Here is a 13,539-nt window from a genome sequence, read left to right on the forward strand (position 1 = left end):
TCCTCCAGAAGCTCATAAGCTGCATCCAGATCATCAAATCTGGGAAAACTATTATATTCTGATTTCAGCGCAATAATTTTTGCTTCCATCATTTGTTTCAGACTTAGCAAAGATTCCCTTTTATCTTTGAGTTCCTGCAGTTTATCCTCAATTTCCCTTATCAACTGTTCTTTATGCCTTCTTCTTGATTCTATCCCTATATATTTAGGTGTATAGTCTCTGGAGGTCTTGCCTCTCAATATACCTATTCCATAGCTCCCATCCTCGCATAAATAGGGAGAATAATCATCAGGATTTAGGGTTATACTGGCTATTGCATCGGCTACATCCTGTTGTGTTATACCCTCTACTTCTAATTTTGCAACTTCCAGGTATGAGTCCAGGGACTGGCACATAAGCTTAGGCTGAGGTACAATCACGCTATCCTTTATATCTTCTGTAAAATATTGAGTCACCTCATAATACTTCCTGGGAACTATCAAACTGTCCAATATGCCCATATCCATAAGTCCCTGCTCTATTACTGCTTTCATATCATCATCCACACCGTCAACAAAATCTACAGCCATATAAAAGGGTATATGGGGTACTCCCAAAGCGCTGAGCCTTTCCCTGGCAAGTATGCGCGCTTCTTCTGTAGGGTAGGGTTTTTCACTTTGCTTCTTTATTCTGTCAATCTGCTCCTTGCATTCAATTATTGCATCATCAGTCTTCTGTATTTCATAATTTACTTTTTCTCTTTCTACAGTATATTGGGACAATATGCTGTTATATCCTTCATTCAGAACATCATATAGCAAGTTTTGCTGATTTTTCCCGTTTATAGCATTTATCCTCTGAAACAGAGATATGGTTCTATCCTGTTCCAATTTAAAATACCTATTTCTGTTAAAATAATCCTTCACCAATTCTTTTGCTTTGGTTTTATGTTCTTCTATCTGCAATTGGGTCTGCTCCAGCTGACTGATGCAAAAAGCTTGTTCCTTAAGCTTCCCATCCTTCTCCTTTTCTTTTTCATCCTGTTTCTGTTCAAGTTCCTCCAGTTTCTCCAATAAACTCTTTATCTTTTCGATTGCATGCTTCAATTCCTTTGCTTCTTTCATCATATGAGGCAGGCTGGTAAACTCCATATCCAATATTTTTTCCAGCATCTCTACATGATGATTGAGCTTTAAATCCTCGCATAATGCTACAGCTTCTTCATTGATTTCATCGATTTTTTTCTCAATGGAATATACTTCATCCTTTATGATGCGAATTTCATTTGCTAAACTTATAAGTTCTCTGTTCTTAACTTCCTTTTTCAGCTCCAGTTTGCTTTTTTTCTGCTCTGATTCAGCCTTTTCCATTCTCAACATCGCCAGATCCTTGGCCAGCTTATATTCTTCCCTTTCCCTGAGCTGCTCCTGTTTTATCTTCAATAACTCTTCTTCACTATCCAAAGCCTCTACTTCCATTTGAAGCCTTTTATAAGCCCTTTCTCCATCCTCTACTTTCTTTTCCAGCTTATTTATCTCTTTTTTCTTTTCTTCCAGGGCTTCTTTTATATCCAGGTATCTCTTCATCTTCTCATAGAGCAAAAATTTGTTGTATCTATCATAATCATTTTTAAGCTTAGAAGCAGCCTGATAGCTCTCCTTTATCATATTAAGCTTTGTTTGAAGAGAATCCAGATTTTCTATGGTATCCGAAAGCTGCCTTAAATCATCATCAGACAAACCAGGCAAAGAATTCTGCATTATTTCGTATACAGTAGAAGGTTTCATGTCACGGGATAGCTTAGGTGTCCTAATATTTATGATCAGGTCAATCATCTCCTCAAAGTCTTCTATGTTGTCATAACCGAATAGGAGTTTGTTAACCTCAGCAGCATAATCTTTCTGAGATGTCAACACTTTTCCGCCGCTTCCTATTGTATTCTCCAATCTTTTTCTGGATAGGGCTATCTTCTCTCCTTCTACTTCATCATAAAGAAAAATATCTATTCCAATCCTTCTATTGTCATTTAACACAAAGTACCAGCTATCTGTTATTCCCATGCCTCTTTTAGCTTTTATGCCCATACCTATGGAAGCATATATGTCCTCATTCCTTTTCTTAAATTCCAAAAAAAGATAACCCAAACCTACTTCTTTACCGCTTATCTCATACTCTCCCAGCAGGTAATCTTCCAGCTTTCTGGCCCTTGAATTAAAAGGATCCAATCGTTCTGGGCTTTTCTTACCATCCAGCAGCAAGGGTATAAAGCTCTGCATGGTTACAGATTTGCCCGAACCATTTTGTCCTCGGATAAGCATCCTGCCATCTGAGAAATCAAAGTATTCTTCATCATAGTACCAATAATCCAAAAGCCCTGCTCTTGTTAATTGCCAGTTGTTACTTTTGTTCATTTTCCCTATCCTCCACAAATACATCTTCAGAGTATTCTCCTTTGAATTTCAAAGCCAGGGGCAGCACTAACATGCCAGCCTCCCTTGATGTTATCAATTTGTTCAATGACATGTACTCTATTACTTCCTGTCTTAGGAGATTGAAGCTTTTCAATCTGTATTCCTTGCTCCAAAGCTCCCTATATCTATCGATGCAAATCTGCAAAACTTCATCGAAATGATCATTATCCATAAATACAGTATCATCTGCTTTTAAGCTCATATCACCGCTTTGTATTTTCTCATATATAATGCTGCATATCAAAAGACAAATATCCGACAGGGTCTTATCCTCAGGAAAAGAAATCTTATATCTATAATCATCAACAGTTATAAAAGCAGCATTCTTATATATGTGAAGCTCCCCTTCCATATATTTCTCTATATCGCTTTGAAGGGTATGCCTCTGCCTCTTTATATATTCAAATACGCTTAAATCATCATCGTACACTACTGAATCCAGGAACAAGCTCCTATAGACCCTCATCCTTCTCACTACGCCTTTATCTTCGTCGCTAAAAAACCACTGGCTGTTTAATATATCCTCCCAGGTGCTGTATTCTGTAATCTGACCATTGAAACTTCTGATGAAGTATCGTGATATGCCTGTGTTTTCATATAGTACCTCTGCATTATAGTTCTCAGAAAATAAATCCTGATCTCCATCGTCAATTTTTATAAATCCCATGTCCAAAGCAAAGTTCAATACTCTAATCAAGGATTTCCTGGTGTGATAAACAGTCCAGTCCAACGCTCCATCAGGGTAATTTATCTGGAGATACTCGGTTACATGAGAAAGAAGAAATTGCTCATCATTGGTCTTGTCCTCTAAAAAAGCCAACAGCAGACACAACAATACATAATCCATGGAATCAGTAAAACTTTTTATCCCCATCCAGGCCTCCGGAACCTCCGGCACCTTCTCCATCTTCACCAGATTCTGGTTTATGATAAGATTATAACCCAGCTTTTCTCTTATAAAGTCTCTGGTATCTCTATCCAGATTCTTAAGTTCATAATATAACTCCCTATCCTTATCCTTTAATATCCAGAAGTTTTCTAATAGATGTATAAAATTAGTCATTGCATATCATTCTCCTCGGAAGTGTTGAATACTATCACATAAGCAGGCATATCCAAAATTCCATCATCGCTTGTAATCAGACATCGCTTTTCTTTATCCGGCAGCTCTATATAAAAATCCAAACCTGTGTCTGTCCTGGCTTTTTTGCCGGTTAATCCTCTATGAAGCCATAGTAGAAGTTTTCTTCTGACTCTGCCATTGATGGTAGGCAAAGTACCAAAATCGATTCTTCCATCCTTTATCAAATCTTTAAGCATTTGCTCTTCTTCCTGTTGCAATCTCTTATAGTCCTCATATTCCTTGATTTTTCTTGAGGTATTATCTTTGATAGGATTTGCTTTGGTTCTTTCCCTGTATGTTTTTGCTCTGGGTCTCAGCTTTACTGCAAACTGAGCATCATCCAAAACGCTTATATTTGGGTTTTCGCTGGTTTTAATAAAATCGCCCTTTATATGCCTGGAGCCAAATACTCCAAAAACTACAGAAGAAAGCTTTGCACATTCATCCAAATCTAAATTGCTGAACAAATATGCTAAGTGTTTATATTCTTCTTTTCTGTTATAGGCAATGTTTTTGCTTTCTATAATCCTCAAAGCATAAGCTGTCATCTTTCTGATTATCTCTGTAGTTGCATGGATCAAGGCTTCAGCCTCACACTCTTCTTCATCATTGACAAACCAACGATATATATTTTCCCATTTCACCCCTATGTCCTCTTCTATTGTATTCATATCGCTTCTCAGAAGATTTTTTGGGTCTTCTGCTTCAAAACATGCTACTTTTTTTAATATTTCCTCAATAAAAGACTTATCAATATTCAGCAGTTGCCGCTCTATGGCAGGTTTATAGGAAAAAATCTGGCTTATGAATTGATTGAGATAGTTGATTAACTTATCCTTATATATCAAAAACCCTTCCGTAGACATGAGGCTTTCCATATTGGTGCTGTACAGAGCTGAAATAAAGTCCGTATATTCTTTGTTTACACTTTCAAAATCATTGTTTAAGTCTCTCCACCACTGCCCTATATCATCCAAAGGTGCAAATTTCAAATCATTTATCCTTTTTATATGGTTCAACATTTTTTCGAAAAGTTTAGGTTCCAATGAGCCTTTAATACCTGTTGAGTTTTCCAGTCTGAATAAAAGCCTCTCAAGTTCTATTGAAATATCCGAAAGCTTATATTTAAACCTTTTATTCTTAAACTCTGCCAAAGTCATGGCTTTGGAAGTATCTTGCACAGCTATGAGGTTTTTCTTCTCCGTCAGAAATCTTAAATCATTTTCGCAGCTATCCATATCATAGTCTCTGAAAATCTCATGTTCTTTCATCAATGCGAATATTTCTTCTTTCTTCAGCCAGTATTTCATCCTCTGATGCTGTATATAAAGAATTCGCATTATCGCTCTATATCTTTCAACATTTTGAGCCGTCAAATAACTTGCTTCATCAACGGTTCTCAGTGAATTATCCATAAGTATATTTCTCATTATATTTCTCCTCGGATAAAAAATTCTTAGCAAAATAGTATTTTCCTTTATCATATCTCTTATTTGCTTCTTTGAAAATAGCTTATTGATACATTTATGATTACCGTTAAAAGAAGAAGGAATATGGAATTTCGGTATAGCAAGCGTGTTCCCAATTGTGAAGCTTGCACTCGGTCATTATTCCCTAATGAAGGTCAGTTTACATCTACATTACAACAGGCAATGGCTAGAATATACTCTGAATAGCTCCATCTTCCAATATGGTTAAAATAACATAATAAACTAAATAAGCAAATAGCGTGTGCAGATGGATTCCACACACGCTATTATTACCTTCCTCATTAGAAGTCAACTATACTATAGTATAATATGGCTACAATGGAGTTTTCGCTCTTGTATATGATATCGATACCACCTAGATGTCAGTATCTGTTGTCGGCAAATCCTAGATGGAAACCGTTTTCTACTATTTTTCCATGCTATTTTATTTTCAACTATATATCATTCGAGTTTGCAACATTATATACTTCTCAAGTATTCAAAATATTCCTCTGGACTGCTGAATCCTAATTCTCTTACATATTGGCAAAATGTGCCGGTTGGTATATCTTTTCCTTTGTTATTGTTGTGTACAGATATTTTTGCATATCGTCCGTTTGCAATGCCCTTCCATATATATCCCTTTTTCGTTGGTTTCTTTTCTAGCCCTAGTGCTTTACAGACTTTGTCTAGCTCTGAGAAAGTGCTGATCAAGGTATCACCTCATATTATGTTTTTTTATCTATGTTAAGTTCAATACCTTGGCTAATTCTTCTCTTTCTTTGCAATGTTTTATTTTCATAAAGTAGGGATAGTATTTTCTCTGGGTTTCTATTCTCATATATAGCTCTATATCTTCAAAATAATCCTCTGCTAATGCCAACACATTGTCTAAAGTTATCTCTATAGCTTCTTCCTTTGTTTCCCCACTTCCGGCAGCGTTAATTTCATCAATAATTACTTCGTACTGATTAGTTGCTTCATCATACTGAATTATAGTATTGAACTTATATGGTTCCAGTAATTCTGTCAATAACCCTGTTGCTATAATAGAAACAGTTTCCCCCCCTTTTTTTGCATTTCCAACTACAACATCCTGATAGTTTTTTACAACACTTTCAAAAACATTAGAAATGTTATCTCTCAATTCTTTTAATCCTATTACTCTGTCTGCAACTAGCTGCTCTCTTAACATTTCCACATTAATCCCCCTTTTTGAATTGCATACTTTCTCCCTCTTGCTGCTTTTTCTTTCTTTAATCACTCTATCTTCTTTTTTTTCTTTAATTTTACTCATATTTCTATACCTCCATTATATAGAATCATTTGCATTATGTCAATAATTCACATTATGTCAATAATTCACATTATGTCAATAATTCACATTATGTACATTATGCTAAGTAATATCTGTATTATTGCACTTATTATATAATTTATACGCATTTTTTGTGTATAGTAAAAAAAGCTTTATGACGGAAGCATTTTAATAATCAAGGAATACTTTTTGAAATGCATTTAACGGAATGTGATATTCTCTATGCATAATTAAAAATTTGGACATAAAAAAACATGGATAAATCAATCCATGTTTTTTTGAATTTTCATCAGGATAACATAAGCAAGTTCTTGGCAATCTTCATAAAGTCAATATTGTTCCTAGCCTTTATCTCTTCTATCCATTTTTCCTTAAGATACTTGGTTCCGCTGTAAGCTCCGCAGATTCCTCCTGTTATGGATGCATTGGTGTCTGCATCATTTCCTACATTTACAGCCGCAATTATACCTTTACCAGCATCACCTTGGGCTGCGTAGAATATGCCTAATGACAATGGTATGGATTCATAGCTTTTCATGTCAGAGCCAATATATCTATATAGTTCATAGCAAATGTCTTCCAAATTCTTATTTCTATTTTTTTCTACTATATCCATGGCTAGTTGTATCCTGGCAGCTACTGATGGAGCCGGTATATTGAAGCCAGCTTCTTCTCCTCTTTGAGCTCCATATAAGGCTTTTTCCATTACCTCCTTGGCTGTGAAACCCCCTTCTACACCTGCAGCTACTGCTGCTGCCACTGCGCAGGTGGAGGCTACTCCCGGCTTGCTGCCATGGGAGGGTAATGCAGATTGTATAGCATCTTCAATAGCTCTGTCAATATTTCCATGATTGAATATGCCTATTGGCATAGCTCTCATGGCACCGCCATTGGTATCTCCTTTTTTACCTACTTCCATGCAATCTTTTCCGTCAATTATAGCTTCTAAAAACCTTCGGGTGCTAGGACCAATTACCGTTGATTCCAGCATTTTTTTGTCTATAGCCCAATCTCGCATCTTTTTTATAAAAAGATCCACATCAAATCTTTTTGCTTCTATCAATACGGAAGAAATTATCAAAGATTCCTCCGTATCATCTGTTATCTCGCCCTGTGCCAAAGAACCATGAGCAACCTGTTCTTTGGCAGGCTTTAGAAAACCTGTAATTCTTCCATATATTCTATTTATTTCTTCCGGCGACATAAATGAAGCCGGCATGCCCATGGCATCTCCTATAGCTGCTCCAAGCAAGCTTCCATATGCTCTATCTATCATAAATTTCCTCCCTGTTAGTTCTGATAAGCTTCATAACATCTTCTACCCCGAATTTTCCATGAGGCCCTTTGAAGGTTGTAGCAATAGCACCACAAGCGCTGGCAAATCTAACTGCCTCATAAGTTGTTAAGCCTTTCCATAAACCGTATATAAGACCTGCTGCGAAGCTGTCCCCTGCACCAGTTGTATCTATTGCTTCCACTTTATAGGGTGGCATATAAAATCCCATATCATGATTCCATACTTTTACCCCTCTACTTCCTGACTTCAGCACAACAAGCTCAATATTCATTTCTCCAGACCAGTCTTCCGGTTCTATATTCAATGAGAGTAAATTTTTAATATTATCTGCTTCTGATTCATTGGGAGTTATTATATCAGCCTTTGATATAACTGACAGCAAAGTTTCTTTTTTTATGTGATGGGCTAAGGGTCCCGGATCAAATAATACACGACTTCCTTCAGCTTTAAGCTTATCAATATTTTTCAGGATATCTTCACTGTATCTTTCATCCAGCAAATAATATCCGGTAATATACGCATAAGACGCATTTTTCATCAAATCATCTGGTATCATTTTAGTAGAAAAAAAGGATTCACATCCTTTGTATGTGAGAAAAGTCCTCTCTCCTCCATCCTCCAATATTGTGGCACAATAACCTGTATCTTCTTCTTCAAGCTGTTTAATGCAATCTGTATGGAACTTTTCATCCTTCAGATATTTCATTATCATATTTCCTCTTGTATCTCCACCGATAGCTGATACCACATAAGGGTCCATACCCATATTCTTTAAAGTTTGCGCAACATTTATGGCACAGCCACCAACCCTGTCGAAGCTATCGTGCATAAAAACATCCTGCCCTCTTATTGGGTAGTTTTCCACTGCCATATAACTGTCTACAATAATGCCCCCGAATATCAGAACATTACCTTTTTTCAATTATTATTCACCATCCCAATCCAGAACCAGATTGTTTTCCGGCTTCCAGCTCAAATATACTGTATCTCCAATATTGAATTTCTCATCATTTCCACTGTTCTGTCTCTTAACCAGCACTTCTTGTCCCATAGACTCAATTCTATATACAGATGTGTCACCTACATAGGTTACAAATAGAACCTTTCCTTTAATGCTAAGCTCTTTTTCATTACTGCTGATTTCAATTTTTTCCGGTCTTATTGTCAATGACCTTAATTCGCCTATCTTCAAATCCTCATGAGATCTGAATTTCATAGTATTGTTATCGCTCAACTTCAATGTATATATGTCTCCAGATTTTTCTTCTATGCTTCCTCTAAAGAAGTTTGCCTGACCTAGGAAGCTTGCCACAAAGGTACTGCTGGGAGTTTCATATATTTCTTCAGGAGTTCCTATCTGCATAATCTTTCCTGCCTTCATAACAGCAATCTTGTCTGATAAGGTCAGTGCTTCTTCCTGATCGTGGGTAACAAATATTGTAGTTATTCCCACCTTTTTCTGTATCTGCCTCAGCTCTACTTGCATTTCAACCCTTAGTTTTTTATCCAGTGCGCTCAGGCTCTCATCCAACAACAGTAAATCCGGCTTTATGACCAAGGCTCTGGCTAATGCCACCCTTTGCTGCTGTCCACCGGACATCTGCTTAGGCTTTCTTTTTTCAAAACCTGTAAGTTTTACCATTTCTATGGCCTTTGCTACCTCTTCTTTGATGTCTTTTTTACTCATCTTTCTCTGCTCAAGACCATAGGCTATGTTTTGTTCCACTGTCATGTGGGGGAAAAGGGCATAACTTTGAAAAACCATGCCAAAATTCCTATTATAAACGGGTATATCATTGATTATCTTGCCATTTACTTCTATAGTCCCTCCATCGCATTTTTCAAAGCCTGCCAACAATCTTAAAGTAGTTGTCTTACCGCAACCAGAAGGTCCAAGAAGGGATAGAAAACTTCCCTTTTCTATATCAAGGCTTATATTATCTAAAACTGTTATACCGTCATATTTTTTTGTAAGATTCTTAATGGAAAGAAAAGCCATTATACTCCTCCTATCTCTATCTAATAAGGTTCTTTAATGAAGAACCCATTATTGCCGCAATTATGCTTATTATCGTTAATGACAAAACAAGAATTATAGTTGATATTGCATTTATTTCGGGAGTAAAGCCAAACTTAATGGACGAATATATCTCAATGGGTAAAGTAGTAGTTCCTGTAGGTATTAGAAAGTACGACAATACAAAGTTGTCAAAGGAAACCATAAAAGCCATGAAGCCGCCTGCCAACATAGCAGGAGATATCATAGGAAAAATAATTCTGTAGAATGTGGTCCACTCATTGGCTCCCAGGCTATAGGAAGCCTCTTCTATTGATTTATCCATATCCTGCATTCTGGCGCTTATTATCAGAACCGCATAAGGTAAGGATATGACTACATGACCTATGAGCAGCATAACAAAATTTCTATCCAAGCCTAAAGCTCTCAAAAGCAGCAGCAGGGACAATCCCATGATAATCCATGGAATAGTAAGAGGCAGCACTACTGTAGAGTTTACTAAAGCCTTTATCTTAGAACTTGTTTCTCTATTGCCCAGCATCAATGCGGTAGCCAATACTACACATATGACTCCTGTGATTGCTGCCAGATATATGCTGTTCATAGTTGCATCAAGCAGCTTTGTATTTTTGGACAAAGCTTCAAACCATCTCATACTGAATTTGAATGGCAATGCATTGTACTGAGATTCATTAAAGGCCATTGCCATAAGAACTGCTATGGGTGCATATAAGAATATGAACATAACAGCGGTGTAAAACCAGCTAAATATCTTTTTCAATATGTTACTCCTCCTTGTTGAACGAGACCTCATCCAGTGAGAGGTTATCCTCAACTGGATGTCAGTCGAGTCCATACTGAACTTAACCTCCCTTTAGTGCACACCTTATGAGGCAGGTGACTTAGAGCGGGTTTTTTCAGTGTTTAGTAGTAATGACATGCCTCCCATGGATAACAAAACCATGGCAAGCAATATGAAGGCTATGGCTGCACCGAAGTTCCAGCCATATATCTCAAAGAATTGATCTTCAATAACAGTTCCAATTACAGAACCGTTGACTCCTCCCAATATCCTTGGTTCAACAAAGCTGCCCAAACATGGAACAAAAACCAGAATGGCTCCTGTTATTATTCCCGGACTGCTTAAAGGCAGTATTACTCTTCTAAAAGTCTCTATAGGTTTAGCTCCCAGGCTCTTTGATGCATCTATAATTGAATTGTCCAGCTTCTCCAGAGACATATATATGGTTATTACCATATATGGGAAGAATATATGAACCAAGGCAATTATAGCGGCCTTGCTTGTAAACAATATACCCATATCTGTAGTAGTTATCAGTCCAATTTTGTTAAGAAACTGTGCCAATACTCCACCATCTCTCAGAAATACCAGCCATGAATATGCTCTTACAAGCTGGCTGGTCCAAAAGGGTATTATGATCAAAAGCAACAGCAGGTTTTTTCCCTTGTTTATGACCTTGGCCATAATATAGGCCATGGGATAGGCTATAACTATGCATATCAGGGTCACTACAATACTCATCTTTATAGTTTTCCAGGTAAGCTTCAAATAAAAGCCCTTGCTGAAAAAGTTAATATAATTGTCCAAAGTAAACTTTGCCACCGCACCGTCACTCATAAAGCTATAGTATAGCATAATGAACAAAGGCACAATTGCGAAAGCAAATAGTATAAACATTGCCGGACTCATTAAGAGCACTTTCTTCTTCAAGGACTAACCTCCTTTGTGTTGTGTTCTATTAATGATAACGAGGCTGCTTGTCCAAGCAGCCCCAAGATTCTTATTGAGCCTTAACTTCCTGCCAAAGCTCGTTCCATTGTTTCTTTACATCTTCACCGTGATATGCTATGAAGTAAAGTTTATTCAAGCTCTCTTCTCCAAGATTCATTTCCTCTATTGTCTTTTCATCAAGGGCATTAACAGCTTCTGAATTTACAGGAGCAGGACCTCCGGCTCTTACCCATTGTTCCTGGAATTCCTTGCTGATCATATAGTCTACAAATTTATATGCCAATTCTTTATTTGGAGCATCTTTTACTATTCCCCAATAATCAACCCAGCCTATGGCCCCTTCTTTTGGAACCACATATTCTATGGGCTCTCCAGCCTGCTTCATGCTGGCCGCCTGTCCACTCCACATCATACCAACTGCAATCTGCTTGTTGGCAAATAGCTTGGACCATTCATCCCCTGTTTTCCAATATGTTCTGTTCAATGGTTTCTGCTCAATTAGCTTTTGTTTTATAGCGTCTAAATCAGATGGATTGCTTGGATCCTGGCCTAAGGCTATTGCTGCTGTCATAACTGCATCATTAAAGTCGTCTCTGAATGCTATCATACCTTTGTATTTTTCATCCCAAAGAACATGTATGGAATCTATTTCTTCATCAACTAGCTCGCTATTGTAAGCAATAGCTGTGGAACCCCATACCCAGGGTACTGCATATATCTTGTCATCCTTTTTGTTTTCAGGCAATGTCATGAACTTATCAAATATATACTGGTAGTTCTCAAGCTTGGATGTATCAACTTCTTCAAGAAGCCCTTCCTGTATAGCCACAGGCAATATTGAAGCATTGGGCAATACTACATCCAGTTTTCCTACTCCACCGGTTCTTAACTTAGTCAACAATTCCTCTTCAGAAGCCATGTACTCATGAATTATTTCACAGTTGTATTGCTGCTCAAAATATTCAATAACCTTCTGATCATCTGATCCGTAATCCTTCCAGTTAACTACCACAAGTCTGGTTTTAGCATCTTCAGAGTCGTTGTTGCCCTGATTGCTGTTTTGATTGTTTCCTCCACAAGCTGTTAATGCCAGCATCATACTCAATACCAAAATTGCAGCTATGATGCTTTTAATAGTTTTCCTAATACTCAATTTAAAGCTCCTCCATTCATAATTTATATTCTCATTATTATGGTATATAAGTTTCCATATTGGCTACAATATTGAAGTCCATCTTGGGACCGTATATTACTTTTACCCTCTCTACCTCCACATTATTGAGATCATATACATTCCCTTGGGCCATTAGCAGAGGCATTGGTCTATCCAAGGCAAAAACATCCTTTGCCATTTTATCGCTCTTAACTGCTGATAACTTCAACATTGCCCTTTTAGGATGGATATTATATTTTGTTCTCATAATGTGATATAAGGATTCTACTTTAAAGTCGTAATTATCTATACCTGGGAACAATTCCACAGGAATCAAAGAGGTATCTATGGTAAGAAATAAAGGCTTATCATTATCCTTCTTCACACCTCTAGCCCTTTTTATCTCCAGGTACTCACGATTATCAATCATTGTCCTTTGCATGCTTATCAGCTTTGATATAGGAGTTTCGTTTTTACTTTTCAGATAATCTGTGAAGCCTCCAAAATTCCATACATTGTATTTCATCTGCTTAAAGCATACAAAAGTACCCTTTCCATGGACCTGATGAAGATAACCTTCATTGGCTAGTATAGATATAGCTTTTCGTACAGTTGCCCTGGTTATACCATATTTAGAGGAAAGCTGGGTTTCTGAAGGTATCATTTGCCCTTCTTCATATTTTCCCTTTAGTATCTCTTCTTTCAGAATTCTCTGCAGCTGTATATATAAAGGTACAGGATCGTTCTTATCCAGCAAGCTTTCACCTCCTCTTGTATACATGTCTATACAAGTTAATATCATATATATTAGACATAAAAATATAAAATCCTTCCCAAAGATTAAATAATTTATAATTTTTCATGAAAAAGCCTGGCAATTATTATTTTGTCAGGCTTTTATATAGGTTATCAGTGGTGCATTCCATTCTCTCCTGCACCTTTAATCAAAATTTTCTCAA

General features: G+C 37.0%; 11 protein-coding genes and 1 pseudogene. All 12 read right to left on the minus strand.

Annotated elements, in window-relative coordinates; all coding sequences use genetic code 11:
* Positions 1–2,390: pseudogene (locus tag ACESM9_RS10935) on the minus strand (chromosome partitioning protein ParA); the annotation flags it as partial.
* On the minus strand, positions 2,377–3,513 hold the full coding sequence (locus tag ACESM9_RS10940) for a TIGR02678 family protein (RefSeq protein ID WP_372998255.1): 1,137 nt from the start codon (positions 3,511–3,513) through the stop codon (positions 2,377–2,379). The gene ACESM9_RS10940 and the pseudogene ACESM9_RS10935, both read right to left, overlap by 14 nt.
* Positions 3,510–5,003 (minus strand): TIGR02677 family protein, encoded by a 1,494-nt coding sequence (locus ACESM9_RS10945; RefSeq protein ID WP_372998258.1) that lies wholly within the window; start codon positions 5,001–5,003, stop codon positions 3,510–3,512. The genes ACESM9_RS10940 and ACESM9_RS10945 overlap by 4 nt, the downstream gene beginning before the upstream one ends.
* Positions 5,004–5,522: 519 nt before the next feature.
* Complete coding sequence (locus ACESM9_RS10950) at positions 5,523–5,756, minus strand: hypothetical protein (protein ID WP_372998261.1); 234 nt, start codon at positions 5,754–5,756, stop codon at positions 5,523–5,525.
* Positions 5,757–5,784: 28 nt separating this feature from the next.
* Positions 5,785–6,339 carry a hypothetical protein gene (locus ACESM9_RS10955; protein WP_372998264.1) on the minus strand — a complete coding sequence of 185 codons (555 nt, stop codon included), beginning with the start codon at positions 6,337–6,339 and terminating at the stop codon, positions 5,785–5,787.
* 310 nt (positions 6,340–6,649) lie between these two features.
* Complete coding sequence (locus ACESM9_RS10960; protein ID WP_372998266.1) at positions 6,650–7,636, minus strand: ADP-ribosylglycohydrolase family protein; 987 nt, start codon at positions 7,634–7,636, stop codon at positions 6,650–6,652.
* On the minus strand, positions 7,626–8,579 hold the full coding sequence (locus ACESM9_RS10965) for a carbohydrate kinase family protein (protein ID WP_372998269.1): 954 nt from the start codon (positions 8,577–8,579) through the stop codon (positions 7,626–7,628). Before ACESM9_RS10965 ends, ACESM9_RS10960 begins: the two co-directional genes overlap by 11 nt.
* A gap of 3 nt (positions 8,580–8,582) precedes the next feature.
* The gene (locus ACESM9_RS10970) at positions 8,583–9,656 is read right to left on the minus strand and encodes an ABC transporter ATP-binding protein (RefSeq protein WP_372998272.1); all 1,074 of its coding nucleotides are present in this window, start codon (positions 9,654–9,656) and stop codon (positions 8,583–8,585) included.
* 16 nt (positions 9,657–9,672) lie between these two features.
* Positions 9,673–10,455 carry an ABC transporter permease gene (locus tag ACESM9_RS10975; RefSeq protein ID WP_372998275.1) on the minus strand — a complete coding sequence of 261 codons (783 nt, stop codon included), beginning with the start codon at positions 10,453–10,455 and terminating at the stop codon, positions 9,673–9,675.
* A gap of 105 nt (positions 10,456–10,560) precedes the next feature.
* Complete coding sequence (locus ACESM9_RS10980) at positions 10,561–11,406, minus strand: ABC transporter permease (RefSeq protein ID WP_372998278.1); 846 nt, start codon at positions 11,404–11,406, stop codon at positions 10,561–10,563.
* A gap of 70 nt (positions 11,407–11,476) precedes the next feature.
* Positions 11,477–12,580, minus strand: coding sequence for an ABC transporter substrate-binding protein (locus ACESM9_RS10985; RefSeq protein WP_372998281.1), 1,104 nt, complete (start codon positions 12,578–12,580; stop codon positions 11,477–11,479).
* Positions 12,581–12,617: 37 nt separating this feature from the next.
* Positions 12,618–13,337, minus strand: coding sequence for a GntR family transcriptional regulator (locus ACESM9_RS10990; protein WP_372998284.1), 720 nt, complete (start codon positions 13,335–13,337; stop codon positions 12,618–12,620).
* Between the last annotated feature and the right edge of the window lie 202 nt (positions 13,338–13,539).

The sequence above is a fragment of the Lutispora sp. genome, assembly GCF_041687175.1.
GTDB lineage: Bacteria > Bacillota > Clostridia > Lutisporales > Lutisporaceae > Lutispora.